26 protein-coding genes and 2 tRNA genes are annotated in these 24,664 nt (G+C 70.3%); 18 read left to right on the top strand and 10 right to left on the bottom strand.

The window, feature by feature from the left end:
• The first annotated feature begins 229 nt into the window (after positions 1 to 229).
• Positions 230 to 481, top strand: coding sequence for a helix-turn-helix domain-containing protein (locus ACFHWS_RS17870; protein WP_416553739.1), 252 nt, complete (start codon positions 230 to 232; stop codon positions 479 to 481).
• A gap of 241 nt (positions 482 to 722) precedes the next feature.
• Positions 723 to 1,316 (top strand): helix-turn-helix domain-containing protein, encoded by a 594-nt coding sequence (locus tag ACFHWS_RS17865; protein WP_416553741.1) that lies wholly within the window; start codon positions 723 to 725, stop codon positions 1,314 to 1,316.
• Positions 1,317 to 1,378: 62 nt separating this feature from the next.
• Here ACFHWS_RS17865 and ACFHWS_RS17860 read toward each other — a convergent pair whose 3' ends face one another.
• Positions 1,379 to 2,572 carry a hypothetical protein gene (locus ACFHWS_RS17860; RefSeq protein ID WP_416553743.1) on the bottom strand — a complete coding sequence of 398 codons (1,194 nt, stop codon included), beginning with the start codon at positions 2,570 to 2,572 and terminating at the stop codon, positions 1,379 to 1,381.
• A 181-nt stretch (positions 2,573 to 2,753) separates the two neighbouring features.
• Here ACFHWS_RS17860 and ACFHWS_RS17855 point away from each other — a divergent pair, with 181 nt between their 5' ends.
• The 3 genes from ACFHWS_RS17855 to ACFHWS_RS17845 all read left to right on the top strand — a co-directional run bounded on the left by ACFHWS_RS17855 (position 2,754) and on the right by ACFHWS_RS17845 (position 3,895).
• On the top strand, positions 2,754 to 3,557 hold the full coding sequence (locus ACFHWS_RS17855; protein ID WP_416553745.1) for a fumarylacetoacetate hydrolase family protein: 804 nt from the start codon (positions 2,754 to 2,756) through the stop codon (positions 3,555 to 3,557).
• Positions 3,558 to 3,635: 78 nt separating this feature from the next.
• Positions 3,636 to 3,710: transfer RNA gene (locus tag ACFHWS_RS17850), tRNA-Gln, on the top strand.
• A gap of 112 nt (positions 3,711 to 3,822) precedes the next feature.
• A tRNA-Glu gene (locus ACFHWS_RS17845) sits at positions 3,823 to 3,895 on the top strand.
• 169 nt (positions 3,896 to 4,064) lie between these two features.
• Here the strand turns inward: ACFHWS_RS17845 and ACFHWS_RS17840 are convergent.
• Positions 4,065 to 4,751 (bottom strand): IclR family transcriptional regulator, encoded by a 687-nt coding sequence (locus ACFHWS_RS17840; protein ID WP_123600449.1) that lies wholly within the window; start codon positions 4,749 to 4,751, stop codon positions 4,065 to 4,067.
• Positions 4,752 to 4,800: 49 nt separating this feature from the next.
• Here ACFHWS_RS17840 and leuC point away from each other — a divergent pair, with 49 nt between their 5' ends.
• The 3 genes from leuC (at position 4,801) to ACFHWS_RS17825 (ending at position 7,780) form a co-directional block, all read left to right on the top strand.
• Entirely contained in the window at positions 4,801 to 6,258 is a 1,458-nt protein-coding gene (leuC, locus tag ACFHWS_RS17835; RefSeq protein ID WP_416568599.1) for a 3-isopropylmalate dehydratase large subunit, read from the top strand.
• 37 nt (positions 6,259 to 6,295) lie between these two features.
• Positions 6,296 to 6,883: a 3-isopropylmalate dehydratase small subunit gene (gene leuD / locus ACFHWS_RS17830; RefSeq protein ID WP_123600451.1), complete on the top strand. Its 588-nt coding sequence runs from the start codon at positions 6,296 to 6,298 to the stop codon at positions 6,881 to 6,883.
• A 237-nt stretch (positions 6,884 to 7,120) separates the two neighbouring features.
• Positions 7,121 to 7,780 (top strand): HU family DNA-binding protein, encoded by a 660-nt coding sequence (locus tag ACFHWS_RS17825; RefSeq protein WP_416553751.1) that lies wholly within the window; start codon positions 7,121 to 7,123, stop codon positions 7,778 to 7,780.
• A 126-nt stretch (positions 7,781 to 7,906) separates the two neighbouring features.
• Here ACFHWS_RS17825 and ACFHWS_RS17820 read toward each other — a convergent pair whose 3' ends face one another.
• The 5 genes from ACFHWS_RS17820 to cofC form a co-directional block, all read right to left on the bottom strand.
• Entirely contained in the window at positions 7,907 to 8,803 is an 897-nt protein-coding gene (locus ACFHWS_RS17820; RefSeq protein WP_416553753.1) for an NUDIX domain-containing protein, read from the bottom strand.
• Positions 8,791 to 10,320, bottom strand: a complete 1,530-nt coding sequence (locus ACFHWS_RS17815) for a CHAD domain-containing protein (protein ID WP_416568598.1) — start codon at positions 10,318 to 10,320, stop codon at positions 8,791 to 8,793. Before ACFHWS_RS17815 ends, ACFHWS_RS17820 begins: the two co-directional genes overlap by 13 nt.
• 83 nt (positions 10,321 to 10,403) lie before the next feature.
• On the bottom strand, positions 10,404 to 12,557 hold the full coding sequence (locus ACFHWS_RS17810; RefSeq protein ID WP_416553789.1) for an RNA degradosome polyphosphate kinase: 2,154 nt from the start codon (positions 12,555 to 12,557) through the stop codon (positions 10,404 to 10,406).
• 417 nt (positions 12,558 to 12,974) lie between these two features.
• On the bottom strand, positions 12,975 to 13,172 hold the full coding sequence (locus ACFHWS_RS17805) for a cold-shock protein (RefSeq protein WP_416568597.1): 198 nt from the start codon (positions 13,170 to 13,172) through the stop codon (positions 12,975 to 12,977).
• Position 13,173: 1 nt separating this feature from the next.
• Positions 13,174 to 13,848, bottom strand: a complete 675-nt coding sequence (cofC, locus tag ACFHWS_RS17800; RefSeq protein ID WP_416568596.1) for a 2-phospho-L-lactate guanylyltransferase — start codon at positions 13,846 to 13,848, stop codon at positions 13,174 to 13,176.
• Positions 13,849 to 13,996: 148 nt separating this feature from the next.
• Here cofC and ACFHWS_RS17795 point away from each other — a divergent pair, with 148 nt between their 5' ends.
• Genes ACFHWS_RS17795 through ACFHWS_RS17775 form a run of 5 tightly spaced genes read left to right on the top strand, consistent with a single transcriptional unit; the run spans position 13,997 to position 17,568 of the window.
• Positions 13,997 to 14,737, top strand: coding sequence for a lysophospholipid acyltransferase family protein (locus ACFHWS_RS17795; RefSeq protein ID WP_416568595.1), 741 nt, complete (start codon positions 13,997 to 13,999; stop codon positions 14,735 to 14,737).
• Positions 14,734 to 15,738 (top strand): NAD(P)H-dependent glycerol-3-phosphate dehydrogenase, encoded by a 1,005-nt coding sequence (locus ACFHWS_RS17790; protein WP_278167744.1) that lies wholly within the window; start codon positions 14,734 to 14,736, stop codon positions 15,736 to 15,738. Before ACFHWS_RS17795 ends, ACFHWS_RS17790 begins: the two co-directional genes overlap by 4 nt.
• Before the next feature lie 40 nt (positions 15,739 to 15,778).
• On the top strand, positions 15,779 to 16,906 hold the full coding sequence (locus ACFHWS_RS17785; RefSeq protein WP_416568594.1) for a cystathionine gamma-lyase: 1,128 nt from the start codon (positions 15,779 to 15,781) through the stop codon (positions 16,904 to 16,906).
• A 48-nt stretch (positions 16,907 to 16,954) separates the two neighbouring features.
• A complete protein-coding gene (locus ACFHWS_RS17780) occupies positions 16,955 to 17,224 on the top strand; it encodes a hypothetical protein (protein ID WP_416568593.1) in 270 nt (89 codons plus the stop codon).
• Positions 17,221 to 17,568: a hypothetical protein gene (locus ACFHWS_RS17775; RefSeq protein WP_416568592.1), complete on the top strand. Its 348-nt coding sequence runs from the start codon at positions 17,221 to 17,223 to the stop codon at positions 17,566 to 17,568. The genes ACFHWS_RS17780 and ACFHWS_RS17775 overlap by 4 nt, the downstream gene beginning before the upstream one ends.
• 24 nt (positions 17,569 to 17,592) lie before the next feature.
• On the opposite strand, the gene ACFHWS_RS17770 is transcribed toward ACFHWS_RS17775, so the two are convergent.
• Complete coding sequence (locus ACFHWS_RS17770; RefSeq protein ID WP_416568591.1) at positions 17,593 to 18,477, bottom strand: DUF5753 domain-containing protein; 885 nt, start codon at positions 18,475 to 18,477, stop codon at positions 17,593 to 17,595.
• 145 nt (positions 18,478 to 18,622) lie between these two features.
• On the opposite strand from ACFHWS_RS17770, the gene ACFHWS_RS17765 reads away from it, so the two are divergent.
• From ACFHWS_RS17765 to ACFHWS_RS17750, 4 genes are all read left to right on the top strand, one after another.
• Entirely contained in the window at positions 18,623 to 19,372 is a 750-nt protein-coding gene (locus ACFHWS_RS17765; RefSeq protein ID WP_282229785.1) for an XRE family transcriptional regulator, read from the top strand.
• Positions 19,369 to 19,842 (top strand): NUDIX domain-containing protein, encoded by a 474-nt coding sequence (locus tag ACFHWS_RS17760; protein WP_416568590.1) that lies wholly within the window; start codon positions 19,369 to 19,371, stop codon positions 19,840 to 19,842. The genes ACFHWS_RS17765 and ACFHWS_RS17760 overlap by 4 nt, the downstream gene beginning before the upstream one ends.
• A gap of 314 nt (positions 19,843 to 20,156) precedes the next feature.
• Positions 20,157 to 20,411, top strand: coding sequence for a hypothetical protein (locus tag ACFHWS_RS17755; RefSeq protein WP_416568589.1), 255 nt, complete (start codon positions 20,157 to 20,159; stop codon positions 20,409 to 20,411).
• 290 nt (positions 20,412 to 20,701) lie between these two features.
• Entirely contained in the window at positions 20,702 to 20,974 is a 273-nt protein-coding gene (locus tag ACFHWS_RS17750; RefSeq protein WP_416568588.1) for a hypothetical protein, read from the top strand.
• Between the two features lie 341 nt (positions 20,975 to 21,315).
• Here the strand turns inward: ACFHWS_RS17750 and ACFHWS_RS17745 are convergent, their stop codons facing one another.
• Positions 21,316 to 21,516, bottom strand: coding sequence for a DUF397 domain-containing protein (locus ACFHWS_RS17745; RefSeq protein WP_416568587.1), 201 nt, complete (start codon positions 21,514 to 21,516; stop codon positions 21,316 to 21,318).
• Positions 21,513 to 22,388 carry a helix-turn-helix domain-containing protein gene (locus tag ACFHWS_RS17740; protein WP_416568586.1) on the bottom strand — a complete coding sequence of 292 codons (876 nt, stop codon included), beginning with the start codon at positions 22,386 to 22,388 and terminating at the stop codon, positions 21,513 to 21,515. The genes ACFHWS_RS17745 and ACFHWS_RS17740 overlap by 4 nt, the downstream gene beginning before the upstream one ends.
• A 423-nt stretch (positions 22,389 to 22,811) precedes the next feature.
• Here ACFHWS_RS17740 and ACFHWS_RS17735 point away from each other — a divergent pair, with 423 nt between their 5' ends.
• On the top strand, positions 22,812 to 24,548 hold the full coding sequence (locus ACFHWS_RS17735) for a LamG-like jellyroll fold domain-containing protein (RefSeq protein ID WP_416568585.1): 1,737 nt from the start codon (positions 22,812 to 22,814) through the stop codon (positions 24,546 to 24,548).
• Positions 24,549 to 24,664 lie beyond the last annotated feature (116 nt).

Genomic DNA, 24,664 nt, shown 5'->3' with positions numbered 1-24,664 from the left:
AGCGCAGAAGCAAGATAGAACGTCAGGTAGAAGTCAAGGAGTGGCCCAGCAACGGCTCCCGGGTCGACAAGGAGGTGCGCGATGTTGGCGGACTACGGGACGCGGGCGCTGCGGTTCGCGGTGGCGGAAGCGGGCAGACGGTGCCTGGCGCACGGACGGTGCCCGGCGCACGGACGGTGCCCGGCGCACGGACGGTGCAGCCCCCGACCGTCAGGGAACGTCGGGGGCTGTGTCCAGTGTGCCACGGCAACCGGGTTCCGCGCGACCGCCCGGCGGTACCGGCCCGCCGACCCCGGCGGTACGGGTGCTCGACGGCGTCAATCAGCTGCGTGCCGTCGCCGATCCGATCCGGTTGCGGGTGCTCGCGGTGCTCACCGCCGAGCCGGACCGGGCGCTGTCCGCCCGCCAGCTGGCCCACCAGCTGGGCATCACGTTCAGCCTGATGCACTACCACCTGCGGGTGCTGCCCAGGAGGGGATGATCCGGGTGGTCAACCAGCGGACCGACCAGGGCCGGGCGGAGCGGTACTTCCAGGCCACGCAGTTGGCGTTGCGCTGGGACTTCCCGCCGGCTGACCGGTCCGGCGACGACATTGCGCCAGCGAACCGGGCCGGCGACGGCGGGTCGAACGGGAAGCACGTTCAAAATAAGCTGAGCGACGGACGGAAGTCAATCGTCGGGGTAGAATCAACCGTGAAACGTTGGTTGACTGGAGGTCTGCGGTGACTGAGCTGATGGCCAGCCGGGTGATCGAGGACGTGGCTACCCTCAAGGCGCTCGCCGACCCCATCCGGATGCGGGTGCTGGAGCTCGCCATGTCCGAGCCCGAGCGGACCTGGACCGCCAAGGAGCTGGCAAACATCGTGGGCGTCGCGCCCACCAAGATCTACTACCACATCAACCAGCTGGAACAGCACCAACTGCTGCACATCCGGGACACCCGGGTGGTCAATGGCATTATCGAGAAGCAGTACGGTGCCGGCCAGCTCAACTTGACCTTCCACCGCCGCTCCGGCGAGGAACCCAGCTCGGTGCACGAGGTGGTGGCCACCCTGCTCGACCAGATCAAGGACGAGATCGAGGCCGGACTCAACGCCGGCACCATCTCCGATAGCAGTGAGGCGCCCGACCCGGTCCGGATGATGCTCAGCCGGGGGGTCGCCGAGATCCCCGTAGACCGGATCGCCGAGTTCCGCCACGAGCTGCAGGCCCTGATGCGGCGGTTCGAGCAGGCCGGCGTCCCCCGTGACGGCACCACCACCGGTGGGCACCGGTTCGCGATGCTGGTCGGCATGCACCCGCTCGGGTTGTCCTGACCTGACTCGCCTGCCGAGTTCACCCCGTAACCCCGTCAGGCCGGGCAGCCGGGAGCCGACCGTCAGATCCACCGTACGGCGACCCCGGCAGAGAACGCGCCGCTGCGCAGCTCCAACCGGTCCGGGACCAGGTCGCCGCTGACCGTGAAGGCCAGCGGGACCAGCATCCGGCCCCCGGGCGGCACCGGCTCGGCGAAGACGTCCCGGCCGCCGTTCTCCTGCCGGGTCGCCGCCTCGTCCACCCCGACCCAGTCACCGGTCGGCAGATACGCCCGCTGCAACGGCCCGTACCAGAACTGTTCGGTGTCGCTGCGGTTGCGCAGCCCGACCGTGGCGACACACCGCCGATCCTGCCCCTGCCCATCAGCCGGCGCGCAGGCCATCCGGAAGACGGTGAACTCGAAGGCGGCCTCGGTCAGCAGCACCCCGAATCCGCCAGCCGGTGGCGCACCGATCCACCCACTGGGCGGCTGGTTGGCCCGGTCCAGCACCTCGCTGCCGTAGCTCGCCACGCGTACCGCTGCCACCGCCAGCCCGGTCAGCATCGCCAGCAGCAGGCCGAACACCAGCGGCGTCGCCGGGCGCCAGCTGCGCTTAGGGGCGGCCGGCACCGCCGCCGGCAACCGCACCCGCCGCCCGGCCGGGGTGACGACCCGGCGTCGGTCGACCCGGCGCTCCCGCAGCCGGCGGCGCCACCCGTACCCAAGCATCGCCACCACGACGAGTGCCGTCAGCCCGCCGATCAGCGGCATCGACGGGCGCTGCCACCAGGCCGAGTCCGCCGCCTCGATGCCGGCCGTCGGGGTCCACCGGGCGCTCGCGCAGTCGTACGGCAGCGCGGTGTCCCGCTGGTACGCGCAGACCGGGAAGGTCTGCGCGGTGCCGGCACCGCCCGGCCGGAACGACGCGGTGACCGTCTGCCCGCTGTTCGCCGGCAGGCTCAACTGCCAGGTGATCTCCGAGGCATCGACCCGGCCGGCGGCGCCGACGGTGGCCACCGAGGTCATCGTCGGTACGGCCATCCGCAGGGTGACGTCGACCGGTGACACCGTACGGTTGACCGCCTCGACCCGGTAGGTCGCCGCGCTCTGCCCGATCTCGTTGATCGTCACCGCGACCAGTTCCTGCCTCTCGGCCCGTGCCGAAGCAGCCCCCTCGGCCCGTGCCGGTGCCGCGCCCGGTGCCAGGATCCCCCCGCCGACCACCAGAACGGCGCCGAACAGACCGGCCCGCAGCGCACGTCGCCACCATGACATCACCATCTCGTCTCTGCCCCTGACCCGAACGGTAGGCCGGCACCGGCCGTCCGGCCGGCGAAGCGCGGTTCCGCCACCTGATCCGGTGACCGGTGCTAGATTTCCACTTCTCGCAGTGACCGTTGTCGCCCTTCGCCGTGACCGCCGGGGCGGCGCGGGCGCAGGGCGATACATTGACCGGGTGCGTATCGCTCGTTTCGCCCATGGCAAGGGAATGTCGTTCGGAGTCGTCGAGGGGGAGCCGGGAGCCGGCCCCGAGGCGTTGACCGTCGCCGAGGTCGACGGCCACCCGTTCGGCAGGCTGACCTTCACGTCGCAGCGTTGGGCGCTGGCCGACGTCCGGCTGCTGTCGCCGATCCTGCCCAGCAAGGTGGTGTGCGTCGGGCGCAACTACGCCGACCACGCCGCCGAGCACGGTGCCGAGGTGCCGGCCGAGCCGTTACTGTTCCTCAAGCCGTCGACGTCGGTGATCGGTCCACGGGACGCGATCCGACTGCCCGCCCAGTCCCGGCAGGTGGAGCACGAGGCGGAGCTCGCCGTGGTGATCGGACCGCCCGGTGCCCGGCGCGCCGACCGGGCCGCCGCCGAGCGGGCCATCTTCGGCTACACCTGCGCCAACGATGTCACCGCCCGCGACCTGCAGCGGTCGGACGGCCAGTGGACCAGGGCGAAGGGCTTCGACTCGTTCTGCCCGATCGGCCCGTGGATCGTCACCGGGCTGGACGTCACCGACCTGGAGGTCCGCTGCGAGGTGGGTCCGAAGCCGGACGAGATGGACGTACGGCAGCTGGGCCGGACCAAGCAGATGGTCTTCGACGTGCCGACGCTGGTGTCGTACGTGTCACACGTGATGACGCTGCTGCCCGGTGACGTGATCCTGACCGGGACGCCGGCCGGGGTGAGCGAGCTGACCGCCGGCGACACGGTGTCGGTCCGGATCGAGGGCATCGGTGAGCTGGCCAACCCGGTGGTCGCGGCGGACTGAGGCAAACCGCTGCGGTATCCCGATTTGGCGCGCACCATGGGGTCAGGTAGAGTTCTGTCCCGGTGCGGCGAGCACCGATGGGGTATGGGGTAATTGGCAGCCCGACTGATTCTGGTTCAGTTAGTCTAGGTTCGAGTCCTGGTACCCCAGCCACCGATGCCGGAAGGCTCCAGATGGCGTCGGGGTGCTGGTCTCTGTTAGAGTTCGGCACCGTGTCCAACAGGACACAGCAGCACGAAACGGCAGTTTGTACCAGGATAGTTCTGGCCCCGTCGTCTAGCGGCCCAGGACGCCGCCCTCTCAAGGCGGTAGCGCCGGTTCGAATCCGGTCGGGGCTACAGCGCTCAAGGCGCCCTCCTGCGGGGGGCGCCTTTTCGTCGGCCCTGTCCGGCTACCCTGCCGCCCGGTCGCCGCTGCCTATAATGCCCGAAACGGCCTGGGCTGCGCAGAGTTACCCGGAGATCAGGGCTTGATCAGAGCACGGCGGGGTGCGGAATCAATGCGGGCTCAGAGCCCGGAGAGCCGTTGGCCGGCGCGGACCACGGCCATGGCGTGCCGCTCACCCGGCCGGCGGCCGAGCCGCTCGATCGGCCCGGAGACGCTGACCGAGGCGATCACCCGGCCGGTGCGGTCCCGGATCGGCGCGGAGACACTGGCCACCCCGGCCTCCCGCTCGGCGACGCTCTGCGCCCAGCCACGTCGGCGCACCTCGGCGAGCGTACGGCCGGTGAACTTGCAGCGGGGCAGTAGCGGCATGACGGCCTCGGGTGGCTCCCAGGCCAGCAGGATCTGGGCGGCGGACCCGGCGGTCATCGGCAGCACCGAGCCGACCGGCACCGTGTCGCGCAGGCCACTGGCCCGCTCGGCGGCGGCGACGCAGATCCGCTCGTCGGCCCGGCGCAGGTAGAGTTGGGCGCTCTCGCCGGTGGCGTCGCGCAGCGCGGCCAGCAGCGGCTCGGCGGCGGTCAGCAACACGTCGGGCGCGGCGTTGGCCAGCTCACCCAACCGGGGGCCGGGCCGCCACCGCCCCTGGGTGTCCCGGACCAGCATCCGGTGGATCTCCAGGGCCTGTGCCAACCGGTGCGCAGTGGCCCGGGGCAGCTTGGTCCGGTCGACGAGTTCGGCGAGGCTGGCGCCGTCCACGCAGGCCGCGAGGATCACCACCGCCTTGTCGAGAACGCCGACACCGCTCATACTGTGTCCCACAAGCCGAAACATACCTCCCAGAATTTAGGATGTCCAGATGGTGGGAGCCACTTCGAAGCAGACATCGCCCAGGACCCTGGCCGAGAAGGTCTGGGACGCGCACGTGGTGCGATCCGCCGCGGGCGAGCCGGACCTGCTCTACATCGATCTGCACCTGCTGCACGAGGTCACCAGCCCGCAGGCCTTCGACGGGCTGCGGCTGGCCGGTCGGCCGGTGCGCCGGACCGATCTGACCCTCGCCACCGAGGATCACAACACCCCGACCGGGTACGCCGACCCGGCGTTCAACGGCCGGCGCGGGGACCTGCTGACCATCAGCGACCCGACATCGCGTACCCAGATCGAGACGCTGCGCCGCAACTGCGCCGAGTTCGGCATCAGGCTGCACGCCCTGGGCGACGACAACCAGGGCATCGTGCACGTCATCGGCCCGCAGCTGGGCCTGACCCAGCCCGGCATGACGATCGTCTGTGGCGACTCGCACACCGCGACCCACGGCGCGTTCGGCGCGCTCGCCTTCGGCATCGGCACCAGCGAGGTCGAGCACGTGCTGGCCACCCAGACGCTGCCGCAGTCCCGGCCGAAGACGATGGCGGTCACCGTCACCGGCGAACTCGGCCCGGGGGTCACCGCCAAGGACCTGGTGCTGGCGCTGATCACCAAGGTCGGCACCGGCGGTGGTCGCGGCTACGTGGTGGAGTACCGGGGCGAGGCGATCCGCCGGCTCTCCATGGAGGGCCGGATGACGGTGGCGAACATGTCCATCGAGTGGGGTGCCAAGGCGGGCATGGTGGCGCCGGACGAGACCACCTTCGCGTACCTCAGGGGCCGGTCGAACGCGCCGCAGGGCGCCGACTGGGACGCCGCCGTGGCCTACTGGTCCAGTCTGGCCACCGACGAGGGGGCGACGTTCGACGCCGAGGTGATCCTGGACGCCAGCGAGATCACGCCGTTCGTGACCTGGGGCACCAACCCCGGGCAGGGCGCCGCGCTGAGCGCCGCCGTGCCCGACCCGGAGCAGTTCGACACCGACGCGGAGCGGGTCGCCGCCCACCGGGCGCTGGAGTACATGGACCTGCGGCCGGGCACCGCGCTGCGCGACGTGCCGGTCGACGTGGTCTTCGTCGGCTCCTGCACCAATGGTCGGCTGGAGGATCTGCGGGTCGCCGCCGATGTGCTGCGCGGGCGCAAGGTCGCCGACGGGGTACGGATGCTCGTGGTGCCCGGATCGGCCAAGGTACGGGAGGCGGCCGAGAACGAAGGGCTGGACAAGGTCTTCGCCGACGCCGGTGCCGAGTGGCGGTTCGCCGGCTGCTCGATGTGCCTGGGCATGAACCCGGACACGCTCAAACCGGGGGAGCGCTCCGCCTCCACCTCCAACCGCAACTTCGAGGGCCGGCAAGGCCGGGGCGGGCGTACCCACCTGGTGTCGCCGCCGGTCGCCGCCGCCACCGCCGTGGTGGGCCGGCTGGCCGCGCCGGCGGACCTCAACTGACCGCCGCTGGACACGCACCACGAGACGGGATCACGACATGGACAAGTTCACCGTGCACACCGGGACCGCCGTCCCGCTGCGCCGTTCTAATGTAGATACCGATCAGATCATCCCGGCGGTGTACCTCAAGCGGGTGACCCGGACCGGCTTCGCCGACGGTCTGTTCAATGCCTGGCGCGAGGATCCGGGATTCGTTCTGAACAATCCTTCGTATTCCGGGGCATCCATTCTCGTCGCTGGCCCCGAGTTCGGCACCGGGTCATCGCGTGAACACGCGGTGTGGGCGCTGCGGGACTGGGGCTTCCGGGCCGTGCTGTCCCCCCGCTTCGGTGACATCTTCCGCGGCAACGCGCTCAAGGAAGGGCTGCTGCCGGTCGAGCTGGAAATGCCCGCCATTGAGGAATTGTGGTCGCTGGTCGAGGCCGATCCGGCCGCCGAGGTGACCGTCGACCTGGCCAGCCGGGAGGTCAGGGCCGGTGCCTCCGGCTGGTCGTTCCCGATCGACGACTTCAGCCGGTGGCGGCTGATGGAGGGATTGGATGACATTGGACTGACCCTGCGTCACGAGTCGGCCATCACCGAGTACGAGCGCGGTCGGTTGTCGTTCAAGCCGGTCGTGGCATAGCGCACAACGCCGAACCGGTCTCTTCCCAACGGGGTTCCCGACGCCGATTCCGCCCCCATCCGGTGGCCCACCAACCGTCCGGCTATACCAACCGGTCGGCTCCGGCCACCGGTTGGGGGCGAATCCGTTACGACACAAGGACTTTTTTCCGGCAGATGTTTGTGTCCTGCCGGTACAGGGCATACCGTGCGCGCAGAATGGCTCGTTGAGTCCAGTTGCACATACGGGAGGGAACTCGTGAACAAGGCAGAGCTCATCGATGCGCTCGCTGCTCGCCTGGGAGACCGCAAGACGGCGACGACGGCGCTCGACGCCGTCTTGGCCGAGGTTCAGTCGGCGGTCACCAAGGGCGACCGGGTGGGTATCACCGGCTTCGGGGTGTTCGAGAAGCGCGTCCGCGCGGCTCGAACAGCGCGCAACCCGCGTACCGGCGAGTCGGTGAAGGTCAAGAAGACCTCGGTGCCGGTCTTCCGGCCCGGCGCGGGCTTCAAGGACATGGTGGCCAGCGGCAAGGCACCGAAGGCCACCGCGGCCAAGTCGACCGCGGCGAAGTCCACGGCGACGAAGGCCACCGCAGCCAAGTCCACGGCGGCCAGGAGCACCGCCCGTGGCGCGGCGAAGTCCACCGGCACGGCCGCCAAGTCGACCGCCACCAAGGCGCCGGCGAAGCGGGCGGCCGGCGGTACGGCGAAGAAGACCGCCGCCGCCAAGACCACCCGGTCCGCGGCGGCCGCGCCGGCCAAGAAGTCCACGGTCAGGAAGACCACCGCGACTCGGTCCACCGCGGCCAAGTCGGCGGCGGCCAAGTCGACCGGAGCCAAGTCGACGGCGGCGAAGAAGTCGCCGGCGAAGAAGGCCCCGGCCCGCAAGCCCGCCGCCCGTAAAACCACCCGCTGAGCCGTCCGGCCACACCGGCCGGACACCACCAGCGCGAAGGCGCCCACCGCCGGTACGGCGGTGGGCGCCTTCGTATATGCGACAGGGCCGCTGACCCGGTCCGCTGGGCCGCCGCAATCGGCCCCGCTAGAGCCGGTCCGCGCCGACCAGCCGCTCCCCGGCGAACGACAACAACCAGCCGCCGCCCTTCGCGGTACGGTGATCCGCCGCCGACCGCCGGGTCAGCACCGTCAACGCGGCCGGGATCACCTTGCCCTGACTGCACACCGCTGCCGGCGTACCGGCCGCCGCCAACTCGCTCAGCCGGCCCGCCGCCGCCAACGCGTTCTCGTCCGGCTGCTGGCCGGCGGCCGGCTCGTCGAACACCGACTCCACTTCGACCGGCAGATCCAGCGCCTGCGCCAGCGGGGCGACCGTCTGCACACACCGCCGGGGCGACGCCGACAGCACCCGACACGGCCCGGTCAGCACCAGCAACGCCGCCAACGCCTGCGCCTGCCGCAGCCCGGCGGTGTCCAACGGGCGGGCACTGTCCGGACCCGGCCAGGTGTCCCGGCTGCCGGCGTGCGCGTGCCGCACCAGGGTGAGCGTCGCGGTCACCGGCGGCAGCTGCGCGAACCCGTGCAGCACCCCGACGTCGTGCCGGTACGTCAACCGCTGCCGCGCCTGCGCCAACGGCAGCCAGCACAGCTCGTCGACCTCGTCGGCGGCGTCAACCGGCACCGGCTCGGACGACGCCTCCACCGCCCGCATCGACCAGTAGTCGACCACCTTCAGGTTGCCGTCCGGCATGGTGTAACGGATCGACGGTAGCCGCACCTGCGGCACCGCCCGGATCCCGGTCTCCTCACCGACCTCCCGGACCGCTGCCACCAACGGACGCTCCGCCGGCTCCAGTTTGCCCTTCGGCAGCGACCAGTCGTCGTGCCGGGGCCGGTGCACCAGACACACCTGCACCGCCCCGCTGTCGTCGGTGCGCCACACCACCCCGCCGGCGGCCCGGACCTCGGTCACGGCAGCCACTTCGTCCGCTGCCCCGCCGCCGCCCGCTCCCAGGCGGTGGCGAACTCCGCCCGCGCCGCACGGATCGCGGCCCGCTCCCGCTCGACCAGCCGGCCGACGGTCACCGCCAACTCGTGGTCGTCCGGGTGCTCGGCCAGCACCCCCTGCCAGGTCTCGGCGGCCACCGCCGCGTCCTGGTGCTCACCGAGCAGGTTCTGCACCTTCGACAACGCCTTCGCCAGCTTCGCCGCGCCACCGCCGATCACCGGCGCCACCGCGTCCACCGCGTACCGGGCCTTCTTGCCGTTGATTCGCACCGCGTGCCAGCGCTCGTCGGAGGCGTCCAGGGTCAGATCGGCGGCACCGTCCACACCGCTGCCGCCGAACGCCAACCGGCGCCACGGCTTGGCCACCAGGCGAGGCAGCACCTCGGCCGCCGGGCCGGCCGCCGCCGGGGTCAGTCGCGGCTCCCGGGCCGCCTGCACCAGCATCTCCACCAGGGCAACGTACCGGTTGGAGCGCAGCGTCGCGTCCACCTCGGCCAGTGCCGCCGCCTGCCGGTCGGCGAGCGTCGCGTCGATCAGCTCGACCGCCGCCGACGGTAGCGGCGCCACCGGGTCCGCTCCGGCGGTACGCCGCAACCGGTCCCGCAGCACCTCGGCGTCGCGGGCACCGCCGAGCACCCCGGCGATCCACTTCAGCTCGTCGCGCAGCGCACCCGCCCACTCGCGGTCCACCAACGCCCGGAAGGTCCGCAGGTCGCTGCGCAGCCGCCGGCAACCCACCCGCATCTGGTGCACGGCGGTGTCGTCGTCGCCGACCGGGGCGTGCAGCCGCACCAGCGGGTCGTGCGCCAGGATCCGGGCGACGCCGTCGCGGACCGCCCGGGTGACCACATCGGCGGCGGTCGGCCCGTCCGGCAGGTCCTCGACCGCCGGCAGCTCCGCCGGACCGGCGGCGGCCGCACCCAACGCCCGTACGTGCTTCGGGGTGAACCCGCCGGCAATCGCCCCCGCCGCGACCAATTCGGCCTCGACCTGGTCCAGCAGCGACCGGTTGGCGGCCTTCAGCTCGACCTCCACCTCACGGAACCGCGACCGAATCGTCTTGCCGTCCAACACCGACACCGCGTCGTCGGCCACCTCCACCAGCAGCGCGTCGTCGGCGTCGCGCAACTCCAGCACCGTACGTGCCGTGCGCACCGTCGCGGCCGGCGTCAGCTCCACCCCCCGCGAGTACGCGGTGACCAGCCACACCAGCTCGGCCGGCGGCTTGCCGCGCTTACCGGACCGGCTGATCTCGTGCCGTACGCCGGGCGCGTCGGCGGGTAGCTTCACCGTCCACGGCTTCGAGTCGCCCACCCGGTGGCGCAGCGACACCCCGGCGCGGGCCAGCCGCAGATCCGGGGTGTCGTAGTAGGTGGCGGTCAGCTTCGCCGCCGGCTGCTGCACCAGCCGGCCACCGTCCGGCAGACAGCCGGACAGGTCCGGCACGGTGAAACCCGGCTCGACCTCGTACTTGCGTTCCTCCTCCACCATCGGGCCAGCCTAGCGCCGCCCGCCCGAGGTCGCCGCTGTCGACAGGGCGCCGCCGGCCCGCCGACCGCCGGCGGCAGCAGGAGCTATTTGCCGGTGCCGATGAACCGCCGGAGCAGCCGCTCCTGCAGATGCACCAGCGGCCGCTCGTCGGTCGACCGGTGCCGGCTCCAGGTGCCGTCCGGGTGCAGCTCGAACGACTCGCAGTCCGGGCTGAACGCGTCGCTCATCAGCTGGTCCAGCTCGGCGCGGGCCACCGGGTCGGTCACCTGCACCAGCGCCTCCACCCGGCGGTCCAGGTTGCGGTGCATCAGGTCGGAGGAGCCGATCCAAAACTCCACGTCGCCGTCGTTGCCGAACCGGAACACCCGGGAATGCTCCAGGAACCGGCCGAGGATCGACCGGACCCGGATGTTGTCCGACAGCCCCGGCACCCCGGGCCGCAGCGTGCACATCCCCCGGATCAGCAGATCCACCTGTACGCCGGCCTGCGACGCCCGGTACAGCGCGTCCACCAGCTCCTCGTCGACCAGCGAGTTCACCTTGATCTGGACCAGCCCGCCCCGGCCCTCGCGGACGTGGGCGACCTCCCGCCCGATCCGCTCGATCAGCCCGCTGCGCACCCCGTGCGGGGCGACCAGCAGCCGCCGGTACGCGGTCTGCCGGCTGTAGCCGGTCAACACGTTGAACAGGTCGGTCAGGTCGGCGCCGACCTCCGGGTCGGCGGTCAGCATGCCGAAGTCCTCGTACAGCCTGGCCGTCTTCGGGTGGTAGTTGCCGGTGCCGATGTGGCAGTAGCGGCGGATCTGGTTGCCCTCCTGGCGTACCACCAGGGCGGTCTTGCAGTGGGTCTTCAGCCCGACCAGGCCGTACACGACGTGGCAGCCGGCCCGTTCCAGCATCCGCGCCCAGCCGATGTTGGCCTGTTCGTCGAACCGGGCCTTCACCTCGACCAGCACCACCACCTGCTTGCCGGCGGCGGCCGCCTCGATCAGCGCGTCGACGATCGGCGAGTCGCCGCTGGTGCGGTACAGCGTCTGCTTGATCGCCAGGACGAGCGGGTCGGCCGCGGCCTGCTCGATGAACCGCTGCACGCTGGTGGAGAACGAGTGGTACGGGTGGTGCACCAGGATGTCGCCGTCGCGCAGGGTGGCGAAGACGCTGCGCGGCACCTCGCCCTCGACCAGCCGCGGGTGGGTGGCCGGCACGAACGGGCGGTCCTTGAGGTCCGACCGGTCGGAGCTCTCGTACACCTGCCACAACGCGGACAGGTCCAGCAGCCCCGGCACCCGCAGCACGTCGTGGCTGTCCATGTCCAGCTCGCGGACCAGCAGGTCGAGCATGTGGTCGGAGATGGAGGCGGCCACCTCCAGCCGAACCGGCGGGCCGAACCGGCGCTGGGCGAGCTCCCGCTCCAGCGACTGCAGCAGATCCTCGTCGCGGTCCTCGTCGACTTCGAAGTCGGCGTTGCGGGTCACCCGGAACAGGTGGCACTCAACCACCTGCATGCCGGAGAACAGCTGGCCGAGCTGGGCGGCGATCAGATCCTCGACCGGCAGGAACCGGGCGCCCAGCCCTTCCTGGCTGACCACCACGAACCGGGGCACGTTGTTCGGCACCTTGATCCGGGCGAACAGCTCCGGGCCGCCGTCGGGGTCACGGACCGCGACGGCCAGGTTCAACGACCGGCTGGAGATGTACGGAAACGGGTGCGCCGGGTCGACGGCCAGCGGGGTCAGCACCGGGAAGATGTGCTCCCGGAAGTAGGTGCGCAGCCCTTCCCGCTCACCGGTGCTCAGATCGCTCCACCGGATCAGGTGGATGCCCTCGGCGGCCAGCCGGGGCCGGACCTCCTCGGTGAAGCAGCGGGCGTGCCGGGCGACCAGGCCGGCGGTCTTCGCCGCGATCAGCTCCAACTGGGTACGCAGCGGCAGCCGGTCGCCGCCGCGTACCGGCAGCCCGGCCTGCAGCCGGCGTTTCAGCCCGGCGATGCGGACCATGAAGAACTCGTCGAGGTTGCTGGCGAAGATGGCCAGGAACTTGGCCCGCTCCAGCAGCGCCGTCTGCGGGTCCTCGGCCAGCTCGATCACCCGGGCGTTGAAATCGAGCCAGGACAGCTCCCGGTTGAGGAACCGGTCGTCGGGCAGCGGCTGGCGGGCCAGCGTGGCCGGCTCGTCCGGCTCGGCCGGCTCGGCGGTGTCCGACACCGGGTTGGCCGGGTCGGGGGCCTGCACCGGCAGCGGCGCGGCCGGCGCGTCGGTCGCGGACTCCGCCTCCGGCGCCGGCTCGGTGGTCTCCGGTGCTGCCTGCGGTGCCGCCTTGGCCCGCCGGCGGGCGGTGCCGCCTGCTGACTTGCGGGCGCTGCTGGCCGTGGACCTGCGAGCGGTGCCGGCCGTCGATTTGCGGGCGGTGCCGCCGGCCGGTTTCCGGGCGGTGCCGTTCGACGACTGGCGGCGGGCCGGCCGGGGCGTCGCGGTCGCGCCGTCGTCGGCAGCGGGCTGGTCGGCGGCAGACTGGTCGGTGCCGGCGGGCTGGTCAGCGGTGGGCTGGTCGGCTGCGCGGCGCGGACGGGCGGCGGCGCGCCTGGAGGGGGCGGGCGTCACCCGGTAATCATGACCTGATCACGGTGAACTTGGCATAAATTCGCCCGGCTCCAGCTAGCCGAATGTGGGCAACGTAACGCGGTTGACGTGCCCGGACTCGTCACGCTCGATGCGTACCCGCTGACCCAGCCGCAGCAGCCGCAGCCCGGAAGCATCGAACGCGGCCGCCGGGAACGCCAGCTCCGCCCCGTCGTCGAGCAGCACCGTGCCGCTGCGGGTCGCCGAATCGAAGGTCGCCACCGTGCCCTGCATCTCAGCTCACCGACCTGTGTCGCATGTCAGCACGGTACCCGCTGGCGTACAGCGCGGCGGTGTACCGCCCCAGGCCGAGCCGGGCCGCGTCGGCGAGGTCGGCGGCGGTGTCCACGTCGCGGCGCAGCGTCGGCCAGTCCCCGCCGCGCCGGACGGCACCCGACCGTTGATGCCGTACTGCCGATCCGGCGCCGAAACCCGGCCGCAGCGCGGTGCCGACGGCGGCCGCCAGCAGCACCGTGCCGGTGCCGGCGGCATCCGGCACGAACCAGCGGTCCACGCCCGCCCCGGCGGCGGTGTCGAGGGCGGTGGTCAGCTCCGCCGGGCGCAACGCCGGCAGGTCAGCGGTCAACGCGGCGACCGGCCGGCCGCCGCCGACAGTCGCGGCGCCGTGCGCCACCGCCGCGTTCAGCCCGCTCACCTCCGGCGCGCCGAGCTCCGGGTCGGCGACGGTACGGGCACCGAGCGCGCCCAACGCGGCGTCGGCCGCCGGATCCGAGGTGACCACCACCACCTCGGCGACCAACGGGCAGGCCAGCGCGGCGGCGACGGTGTCGCGGGTCAGGGCCAGCGCCAGCTCCTCATGCGGTACGCCGTCGAGCGCGCCCCGCAGCCGGCTCTTCGCCACCGCGAGCCGCTTGACCGGCAGCACCACCGACCAGGTCGCGTTCCGCACCGCTCCATCCTGCCGGCTGGGCTCGCATTGGCTCTGGCCGGGTCGGACAGGGCATGATTCGCTGCGTCGGTCGGCAAGACGGCGGTCGGGTGCGGTGACCCGGTGGTGGCCAGGGTGGTGGCCAGGGTGCGGTGACGAGGAGGATCGGGTGGCGCGGCGGAAACTGGGCTTCTGGCGACGCTTCATCGTGATGGTGGTCAAACCGACCCTGCTCGCGTGGACGAAGCGGAACTGGTCCGGGATGCAGCACATCCCCGGCACCGGTGGGGTGATCGTCGTCGCCAACCACATGTCGCACGCCGACCCGATGGTCATCGGTCACTTCCTCTACGAGGCCGGCCGCTGGCCCCGGTTCCTCGGCAAGGCCAGCCTGTTCACCATCCCGGTCATCGGGCGCTGGCTGCTCAAGGTGAAGCAGATCCCGGTGCACCGGGGCAGCGTCGACGCGATCAAGTCGCTGGAGGCGGCGATCGTCGGCGTCGACGAAGGCGGCGCGGTGGTGATCTACCCGGAGGGGACCACCACCCGCGAGCCGGACCTGTGGCCGATGCGCGGCAAGACCGGCGCGGCCCGCCTGGCGTTGACCACCGGCGCCCCGGTCGTGCCGGTGGCGATGTGGGGTCCGCAGCAGATGTACGACCCGCGGACCGGGAAACTGAACCTGCTGCCCGGCCGGAAGGTGACCGTCGTCGCCGGTGAACCTTTCGACCTGAGCAGATGGGCCGGGGTCGAGCCGACCCGGGCGGTGCTGGAGGAGATCACCGAGACCATCATGCTGCGACTGCGGGACATGGTCGCCGAGATCCGGGGCGGCGAGGCCCCACCGCTGTACACCCCGACCGCCCGCCGCAAGGGCCGGTCCACCGGCACCCCGGAGCCGGGACAGTGACCGGGACCGGCCGGGCCGTCGTCCTGGGCGCCGGCTCGTGGGGGACCGCGTACGCCAAGGTGCTCGCCGACGCCGGGGCCGACGTGGTCCTCTGGGCCCGACGTGAACAGGTCGCCGCCGCGATCCGCGAGTACGGCACCAACCCCGACTACCTGCCGGCGGTGCGGCTGCCCGACCGGGTCACCGCCACCAGCGACGCCGCCGAGGCGATCAAGGGCGCGGGGCTGGTCGTGCTCGCCGTACCGTCGCAGACCCTGCGCGGCAACCTGGGTGACTGGGCCGCGCACATCGGCCCCGACGCGACCCTGGTCAGCCTGATGAAAGGGATCGAACTCGGCACCACCAAGCGGATGAGCGAGGTGATCGTCGAGACCACCGGGGTCGGCCCGGACCGGGTCGTGGTGGTCTCCGGCCCCAACCTGGCCGCCGAGATCGCCGCCGAGCAGCCGGCCGCCAGCGTCGTCGCCGGCACCGACACCGCGCGCACCGCCGCCGTGCAGCAGGCGATGCTCACCGGCTACCTGCGGCCGTACACCAACGACGACGTGATCGGCTGCGAGCTGGGCGGGGCGGTGAAGAACGTGATCGCCCTGGCGTACGGCATCGCCACCGCGATGCGCCTCGGTGACAACACCAAGGCCACCCTGATCACCCGGGGGCTGGCCGAGACGGCCCGCCTCGGTGTGGCCCTCGGTGCCGACCCGCTGACCTTCTCCGGCCTGGCCGGCCTCGGTGACCTGGTCGCCACCTGCTCGTCGCCGCTGTCGCGCAACCGGACGTTCGGCGAGCACCTGGGCCGGGGGGAGACCCTGGAACAGGCGCAGGCCGCCACCCGGCAGACCGCCGAAGGGGTGAAGAGCTGCCTGTCGATCCGGGACCTGGCCCGCGCGCACGGGGTGGAGATGCCGATCACCGAGCAGGTGGAACGGATCTGCCACGAGGGCCTGGACCCGCGTACCGCGTTGACGCTGCTGATGACGCGGGCCACGAAACCGGAATAGGCTCTGCCGCCGGCCGGTGACCTTGGTCAGGATGAACGGCATGACCGCCACTTCCCGCGACCCGGGGTACGGCGACGGCACCCGGTGTGTCGCCGCCGGGCTGCCCGAGCCGACCCCCGGCCAGCCGTTCCTGCCCGGCCCGGTGTTCGCCGCCCCGTACCACCTGGACCCGGTGACCGGGCCGTCGCCGGACCGCGACGGCTACGCCCGGGAGGACAACCCGACCCGCCGGGCCCTCGAATCGGCCATCGGTGACCTGGAAGGCAGCGACACGCTCGTCTTCGCCAGCGGCCAGGCGGCGATCACCGCGCTGCTGCTGACCACGCTGCGCCCCGGCGACACGGTGCTGCTGCCCGCCGACGGCTACTTCACCGTACGGGCGTTGGCCGCCACGGTGCTGGAGCCGATCGGCGTGACCGTGCGGCTGATGCCGACCGCCGGCCCGTACCCGGATTTCGCCGGGGTGCGGCTGGTGCTGCTGGAAACCCCGGCCAACCCGGGACTGGACGTCTGCGACGTCGCCACGCTCGCGGCGGCGGCCCACGCTGCCGGGGCGCTGGTCGCGGTCGACAACAGTGCGCCGACCCCGCTCGGGCAGCGGCCGCTGGACCTGGGCGCGGACACCGTGGTCGCCTCCGGCACCAAGGCGCTGACCGGCCACTCGGATCTGCTGCTCGGCTACCTGGCGACCCGCTCGGCGGCGGCGCTGGCTGATGTGAAGCGGTGGCGCAAGCTGACCGGGTCGGTGCCGGGCCCGTTCGACTGCTGGCTCGCCCACCGGTCACTGGCCACCCTGGACCTGCGGCTGGCCCGCCAGTCAGCCAACGCGGAAGCGGTCGCCGCCGCGCTGGTCGGGCGTGGTGACGTCACCGGCGTACGCTGGCCCGGCCTGCCGACCGATCCGTCGTACGCGGTCGCGGCGGCGCAGATGCGGCGCATCCCGGGGATCGTGTCGTTCGACCTGGGCGACGCCGACCGGGTCGGCCGGTTCCTGACCGCGTCGAAACTGGTGTCGGCGGCCACGTCGTTCGGTGGTCTGCACACGGCCGCCGACCGGCGGGCCCAGTGGGGTGACGACACGTCACCGGGCTTCGTCCGGCTCTCCTGCGGCATCGAGGACACCATGGACCTGGTACGCGACATCACCGCCACCCTGGACGCCACCTGACAGACTCGCCCCCGTGGGAGCCAGCGCGCGGGAAGCGGGATCCGGGTGATGGAGCAGGAGCCGCGTGGCGGTCCGCCGTCCGGCTACCGGCGACTGGCGGTGTACCGGCTGAGCGTCTGGTTTCTGCGCTTGGCGGCCGTGGCATTGCCCTGCTCCTTCATCTGGCCGAAGGTCTGGTTCGTGTTGCCAATCGTCATCGTGTTCGGGCTGATCGTGACGTTGCCGCTGCGCTACCTGGCCCACTTCGAATGGAGGATGCCGATGCTCGACCTCGATGCGTCGATGCTCAAGGACGCGTTGAACGTCCGATACTGGTGAGGGCTGCCGACGATCCTCTGTGGCATGTCCGGGAGGTGCCAGCCTACTGGCGCGCGATGCTCGCCATGAGGATCTTTCTGTTGGCGTCCCTGGTCGTCGGTGTCTCGGTCCTGGCGCTCCTGCTCGGTGGGCCGGTGGCCGTGTTCAGGCCGGTGCTCGAACTCATGTTCGTGGTGTTCGCCGCTGCGATGGTCCTGCACTGGTCCGCTATCCGCCCGGTGTACCGTCACATCCACCAGATTCCCGAGCTGGCCGCCACGGACATTTTCGAGCGTGGGCCGAAGCTGTTCGGCCTAGTGGTGAGAGACCTGTTCGACCTGCGCAGCTGGCGGCCACCGCGGTGATCGAGGTGTGGTCAGGCAGTCAGGTCAGGCCGAGAAGTGCTCGTACTCCTTCGCCGTGTCGAGCAGCAGCGTTCGCGATTCGGCTGCATCGAGCGCCGCCGATCGGATCCCGTCGTAGGTGAGGGCGTACAGGTCGACCTCGGCCTGTCTGTCGAGAAAGAGCGCGCCGGTCAGCATCTCGTGATGGACGATGCTGGGCTCGCTCGCGTCGGCGAAGTCGAGGATGGTGAACGGGGTGCCAACTGTCATCCCAGGGTGCAGTCCAGCGGAGAACGGTAGGACGCGAACCGAGACGTTCGGGAGCCGGGACGCATCGGTCAGCCGGTGCAATTGCTCGGCCATCACGGGGTACGAGCCGACCACGCGCATCAGCACGGACTCGGCGAGGACGACCTCGATATCCGGCACCTGAGATGTACTGCGGGTCAGGACGCCGGTGTCAGCGGTCCTGGTCGCCATACGTATCGCGGTGTGCGTAGCTGGTGGGTCGGCAGCGGTCGCTCCGGTGACTGCGGCGGCATACGCCCTGCTCTGCAGCAGGTCGGGAACGATCTGGAACTCGTAGATGCGTAGCCGGCTCGCGGCTTCCTCAAATCCGACGTAGATGTCAAACCACGGCGGCAGGCTCGCGTAGTCGTGCCACCAGCCCTTCTCTCGGGTTTTCGTAGCGAGACCGGTGAGTGCCTCGATCATCGGGGCCTCGGCGCCGTACAGGCTGCAGAGTGACGCCACATCCTCGGCGCACACCGGGATCTCGCCGTGTTCGATCCGACGTAGTTTGCTCGCCGGCCACTGCAGCATGCCGGCAGCCACGGCCGTTGAGACATGGTTCTGCCGGTCGCGGAGCTTGCGGACCTCCTGACCGAGCCGGCGGCGTGGTACGGACGAGTTCAAGATTGACGCGGCCACCGTGAGCCCTCCTGACGCTCGGTATCGCGGTCTGCGAGCCCAGACAGTAGGAGCCGGGCGGGGACCCAGAAACGTCCCTACGGACACTCTGCCGACCACTTATCTGGACTCAAAGCGTCCCAGTTGTGTCCGGTACCGTGGCGGCATGAGTCACCGCCTGCGCTCTGCCATGCTTCGGGCACAACTCGACAGTGTCGCCCTGGCCGCCGCCGTGGGTGTCGACGTCAAGACCGTGAACCGTTGGCTCGGCGGCCGGATCCCGCGGCAACGCACCCGGTTGGCCGTTGCCGACACACTCGGTGAAGACGAAGCCGATCTCTGGCCGCGCGTACGGCCGGATCTGGCCGCAGGGGCGGAGAGTACCGCCGAGGTCGTCGGCGCTTACGCCCACCGGGCGGACGTTCCACAGCAGGTGTGGACGGCGTTGCTGACCGGCGCGACGAAGCAGATCGACCTACTCGGCTACGCGTACCCGTTCATCATGGAGATGCTGCCGGACACAATGGAGCGTATCGCAGACAAGTGTGCCAACGGCGCCCGAGTCCGGATGGCCTTCGCTGACCCGGACTGTCCGCACGTCGCCGAGCGCGACGACCTTGAACAGATCGGCGGTACGCTGCCTGGCCGCATCCGCAACGCACTCAACTTCTGCGAGCCGCTGTACGAGGTACCAGGAGTGACGGTCGGTCTGCACACGGTGCACCTGTACAACTCGGTCTTCCGGTTCGACCATCAGATGATCGTGACGCCGCATCTGTACCGCGCGCGGGGCTATCAGCACCCAGCCCTTCACCTGCGGGAGCTGTCACCGCATGGGGTCTTCGCCGCGTACGCAGACCAGTTCGAGCAGGTCTGGCAGACCTGCACTCCGTATCCGCTTCGGGAGGTGTCGTGACCCGTCGCCGTGACTACTACCGCGACCCGGCCGCGCCGAGGGCGAACAGGATCGTCCCTGGCGGTGCGGCGATCGTCACCGACGATCGCGGTCGGGTGCTGATGCACCGACGCGCCGACTCCGGCAACTGGTCGCTGCCCGGCGGCACGATGGAGGTCGGCGAGACACTGCAACAGTGCGTCGTCCGAGAAGTGAAGGAGGAGACCGGCCTCGACATCGAGGTCACCGCGCTGCTCGGCGTCTACACCGACCCGGCTCACGTGATCGCGTACGCGGACGGCGAGGTGCGCCAGGAGTTCACCGTCACCTACCTCGGTCGGATCGTTGGCGGGACGATTCTGGTCAGCGACGAGTCGACCGAGGTGCGGTTCGTCGATCCTGCCGAGTTCGCTGACATCCCCATCCACGACACGGTACGGCTCCGGCTACGCCACCACGCTGAGCGGCGTGATTGTCCGTACCTCGGATAGATGGGGGCGAGGGCAGGCGACGCTGAGTCAGCGGGCTGGCCCAGCTTGCCGGCTGGTGACCGGATTGTGGTAGCGGCTTGTGATACCGCCTTTACAGCTATGGGGGTGGATCTCTAGGGTCGGACGGACATGCCCAATAGCCACGGGGGTCCCGAGTGGATGTGTCTATGTGCTGCCGTCCCGTCCGAGCCGTCCACTCGAGTTGGGAGGTGGTTTGAATGGTGGGGTCATCTGACGATCTCGTTCGTCGTGTCCGTGAAGCTTCTGCATATTGGCGAGTCCTGATCGGGCTTCGCGTTATTATACTTCTAGCCTTGACCTTCTTGGTTTTGGTTCTGGCGGTGGTGTTCGGTGGTCCCGTTGGGATACTGGTGCCGATATTGCTGGTGGTGTTTGTGATATTTGCAATAGGAGTCTTTGTTGTGCAAATGCTAATAATTGCCATGAATCGTAGCGTCAAAGAATTAACGAACTTTTCGGGTGTGAACGTATTTGAACGTGGGCCAAAACTGTTCGGCATGGTCGCGGTTGACCTTTTTGCCCTGAAGAGGTGGCGGCCCGGGCCCTGAGCTGTCGGGCTTGACCGCAGTGGGCTGCGGTCTGTCGCCGGGGCATGCGGATCGCAATCGAGTGCCGAGGCTGCTCGTCGGGAGGTGTTGACCCCTGGGGCGCAGCTTCCCGGATCTCCCGTCCAGTATGCCCGGGCAGGGGTTGCCGGACCCCTGGGTCCGGAGGTGCGGGCGTGTCCTTCGGTGAGGGTGGTGTAGCTAAAACCTGGATCATCAAGCGCTGGAAATGGTGGTGAAACTCGATGTCAGATCTCCATGGTAACGAATATCGTAGCACGACTATGTATAGGATGATGATTTGGGGGATCAGGGGCTTCTTGGTGTGCTTCCTGGCTGGTCTATTCCTGATTGCAATATTGGAGCTGGTGGTCGCGTCTGAGGTCATTGGCATCATGGTGGCGGGTTGTGTCTTTGGGGGTGTAATTGCGTTCGCAACGGCGTTTATTCCGCTGACAAGATTCTCTGCATTGATACGGGAAAACGGTGGAATGCAGATCGATGGGCAGCTGCCATTTTTGCGCCATCTGATATCCGACCTGCGGCGGATGGGGTGGCGCCGCTGAAGCATCGTGGGAAAGGTGGTTAGGTTGGTGACCGATCTGGCGCAGGTGTTGGCCGACTCCCGTGGGGAGCAGTCACCCGACTTGGCTCAGACCCGCACTCCGTACCCGCATCGGGAGGTGTCGTGACCCGCCGGCGTGACTATTACCGCGACCCGGCCGCGCCGAGGGCGAACAGGATCGTCCCGGGCGGTTCGGCGATCGTCACCGACGATCGCGGTCGGGGGCTGATGCACCGACGCGCCGACTCCGGCAACTGGTCGCTACCCGGCGGGACGATTCTGGTCAGCGACGAGTCCACCGAGGTGCGGTTTGGACCCCGCCGGCGTGCTGGCGGGGTGCGGTCAGGCGGTGAGGGTGCCGGTCTTGGTGGCGGCGACAAAGGCTGACCAGTTGGCGGGGGAGATGGTCAGAACTGGGCCGGTGGGGTCCTTGGAGTCGCGTACGCCGATCACGCCGGCCAGCCCGTCGGCGACCTCGACGCAGGCACCCTGGCTGTTGGATCGGCTGCTCTTGCGCCAGGTGACGCCGGTCAGGTCGGTCATGGCTCGTACTCCTTCGCCGTGTCCAGCAGCAGCGCCCGCGACTCGGCCTCGCTCAGCGCGGCCGACCGGATATCGTGGTAGACCCAAGCGTACCGGTCGCTCTCGGCCTGCCTGTCGAGGAAGAGCGCGCCGGTGATCGACTCCTGGTAGACGGTGGTGGGTTCGTACTGCTCGGGAAAGTCCAGGATGGTGAACGAGCCGCCGGTCAGCACCCCGGCGTGCAGATCGGACGAGAACGGCAGGACCCGGACGGAGACGTTCGGCAGCCGGCCGGCGTCGGCGAGCCGGCGCACCTGCGCCGCCATGATCTGGCGCGACCCGACCACGCGGCGCAGCACCGCCTCGTCGACGACGATGTCGAACTCCGGAGCCTGTGGCTCCAGCCGGGTCAGCAGCCGGGCCCGGCCCAGCCGCACCGTGACCCGGTCGGCGATCTGGTGACGGGGCACGCCGTCGACGTCCTTCGTGAAGATCGCGGTGGCGTACTCCCGGGTCTGCAAGAAGCCCGGCACCAGCTGACTCTGGTACTCGCGGATCCGGCTGGCGGCCTCCTCCAGGCCCACGTACAGCTCGAACCAGGACGGCAGGCTGGCGTAGTCGTGCCACCAGCCCTTCTCCCGGGTCTTGGTCGCCAACGCGGCAAGGATCTCGGTGGTCTCCTCCTCGACGCCGTACAACTCGCAGAGCAGCACGACGTCGCCGGAGCGGACCGGGACCTCGCCGCGCTCCATCCGCCACAGCTTCGTCGCCGACCACTCCAGCTCGCTGGCGACCGACGTCTGCGGCAGCTGGGTCAGCCGCTCGCGCAGCTGACGCAGCTCCCGGCCCAGTCGTCGGCGCGGTACGGACGAGTTCAACACGGACGGGGACATGGCTACCACCTCCTGGGATGCTCGACCCGACCCATCCTGCCGTCACTAGTGGACTTATGAACTCCGTCAATCGGTGGACGGGTGGCTCGGCTCAACGTCGACGGGATTTCGTCAGAGTTGTACGCCTGGCCGGTCGTACCCGACTGATGACTCTGTGTCACTCGATGTCCGGTGAGGGAGGTTTGTGGTAGCGGATCGTGATGCCCCCTTTACAGATACGGACATGGATCTCTAGGGTCGGACGTACATGACGCATAGCCACGGGGGTCCCTAGTGGATGCTGCCCAGACGCCGCCGATCCGTCCGAGCCGCCCACGACATCGCTGGCCACAGATCCTGGCCACCACCACCGCAGCAGCCACAGCCGCCGCACTGACGCTGAGCACACCCGGGCCGGCGGTCGCCGATCCACCCGGAGACCCGGTGCCGGCGCCGACCGTGACCTCGGTCGACTACCCCGACGACGGCGTGTCGCACGGCGGGCGGGGCGTCGCGGGTGAGTTCACCTTCAGTACGTCGTCGCCCGACGTCGTCGCCTACGTGTACGGCTGGAGCAGCCCGGCAGGCACCACGGTGACTGTCGCCCCCGGGGCGAGCGTGACGTTGACCCTCACCCCACCGCGCGACGGCTTCAACGCCCTGTACGTCTACGCCCGCAACGAGTACGGCCGGTCCAGCCCGACGACGAGGTACCCCTTCCTGGTCACCTCGCGACCGTCGCCGATCGGGCACTGGCCGCTGATCGACACCAACAACGAGCGCTTCCGTGCCCGCTCAGGCGGTCCCGACCTGGTCCCGAGCGGCGACGTCACCTGGGCACCGGACACCTACCTGATCGAGGCGAGCACGCCGGCTTTCGACGCAGTCGCCGAAGACCCGGCCGACGTCCCAGGTGCGGCCACCGCAGCGGTGTCCGCGCTCGACACCTCGGGCTCGTTCAGCGCCGCCGCCTGGGTCCGGCCAGCTGACCTGTCTGGCGATCGCACCGCCGTCGGTGCCGACGGGACCGGTGCCGGTGGCTTCCAGCTGGGCATCCGCCAACTCGGCGACCCACCGGCTCCGCACTGGGCGTTCACCGTGCCGACGGGTACGGCTGCGTCGAGTCCGCTGATCTCCGCGTACCGTCCCGCGCCGATCGCCGCTTCCGACGTCGACCGCTGGACCCACCTGACCGGCGTGTTCGACGCCGACGAAGGACTGCTTCAGTTGTACGTCAACGGAGCTCTGGCCGCTGAGGCCGCGTTCGCGGCTACCCCGTGGCAGGCGGCTGGGCCGTTCACGGTGGGCCGAGGCTTCAGCGACGGCGCACCGGCGCAGTGGTGGGCCGGCGGCGTGACGGACGTCCTGCTGTGGAGCCGGGTGGCGGACCTGGAGGACCTGCATGGTCGCTTTGCCGATCCCGGTGACACGCTTCCTGAGCTGTTCGGTGTGCTGACGCCGAGACAAGTTGGGCTGTGGGGATTCGACTACTCGGCTGACTGCTGGTGCGGTGACGAGTTCGACCTCGGCTCCTGGGGTCGCAACCTTTACCTCGCCGGCTGGGACACCGTGCCGGAGACCTCGGGGTTCGTCCACGACTCCGGTGCCCCGACCGGCCACGCGGCCTGGTTCGACGGGACGAGCGGGTACGCCTCGACCACCAGCCCGTACGATCCGGTCCCGCGTCCGGTGCTGCGTACCGATCATTCTTTCGGGGTGCTGCTCTGGGCCCGTCTCGACGGTGACCCGGCAGATCCACTGCCCGGCAGCGACGCGGTGGTGCTCGCCCAGGGCGGCGACGAGACGGACGCGTTCCAGCTTGGATACCGGGCCAGCGACGGGCGGTGGGTGTTCCGGCTGCGTGGGGCGGACGACGCCGGCCTGCCCGACCTGGCCGTAGCGGCGAGTCCGGCCGAGGCGGTACCCGGCCAGTGGACGCATCTCGCCGGGGTGTACGACGCGGGTGCGGCGACACTCACCCTCTACATCGACGGTGTGGCCGGTGACCCGGTGGCGGTGCCTGCGCCACCGAGCTGGACCGCGCCCGGGTCGCTGACCGTCGGGGCCGGGGCAGGAGCTGCGGGGCTGACCGGCTTCTTCCCTGGCCGGGTGAGCCGCATCGAGGCACACTCCGGCCCGGTCCCGGCCTGGCTGATCACCGACCGGCACTCACTGACGTAGCCCGCCCTGGCGCATCAGCAGTCACGATGCTGCCTCGATTGAAACGCCGTCCTACAGTTGCTACAAGTCGCGGGAGTCTTTAGTGGATGTCAGCACGACACCGCCCGTCCTGACCC

Origin of the sequence: Micromonospora sp. LOL_013 (genome assembly GCF_048060315.1) — a bacterium.
GTDB lineage: Bacteria > Actinomycetota > Actinomycetes > Mycobacteriales > Micromonosporaceae > Micromonospora_E.
The sequence above is the reverse complement of the archived record's forward strand: the minus strand, read 5'-3'. Positions and strand labels throughout refer to the sequence as shown.

Coding starts and splice junctions, on each gene's coding strand:
- ACFHWS_RS17750 (WP_416568588.1), top strand. CDS start 20,702: ATGATGATTTGGGGGATCAGGGGCTTCTTGGTGTGCTTCCTGGCTGGT.
- ACFHWS_RS17860 (WP_416553743.1), bottom strand. CDS start 2,572: ATGTCATGGTGGCGACGTGCGCTGCGGGCCGGTCTGTTCGGCGCCGTT.
- ACFHWS_RS17840 (WP_123600449.1), bottom strand. CDS start 4,751: ATGAGCGGTGTCGGCGTTCTCGACAAGGCGGTGGTGATCCTCGCGGCC.
- ACFHWS_RS17805 (WP_416568597.1), bottom strand. CDS start 13,172: ATGCAGGGCACGGTGGCGACCTTCGATTCGGCGACCCGCAGCGGCACG.
- ACFHWS_RS17780 (WP_416568593.1), top strand. CDS start 16,955: ATGGAGCAGGAGCCGCGTGGCGGTCCGCCGTCCGGCTACCGGCGACTG.
- ACFHWS_RS17815 (WP_416568598.1), bottom strand. CDS start 10,320: ATGGTGGAGGAGGAACGCAAGTACGAGGTCGAGCCGGGTTTCACCGTG.
- ACFHWS_RS17785 (WP_416568594.1), top strand. CDS start 15,779: ATGACCGCCACTTCCCGCGACCCGGGGTACGGCGACGGCACCCGGTGT.
- ACFHWS_RS17745 (WP_416568587.1), bottom strand. CDS start 21,516: ATGACCGACCTGACCGGCGTCACCTGGCGCAAGAGCAGCCGATCCAAC.
- ACFHWS_RS17765 (WP_282229785.1), top strand. CDS start 18,623: ATGAGTCACCGCCTGCGCTCTGCCATGCTTCGGGCACAACTCGACAGT.
- ACFHWS_RS17740 (WP_416568586.1), bottom strand. CDS start 22,388: ATGTCCCCGTCCGTGTTGAACTCGTCCGTACCGCGCCGACGACTGGGC.
- leuC (WP_416568599.1), top strand. CDS start 4,801: ATGGTGGGAGCCACTTCGAAGCAGACATCGCCCAGGACCCTGGCCGAG.
- leuD (WP_123600451.1), top strand. CDS start 6,296: ATGGACAAGTTCACCGTGCACACCGGGACCGCCGTCCCGCTGCGCCGT.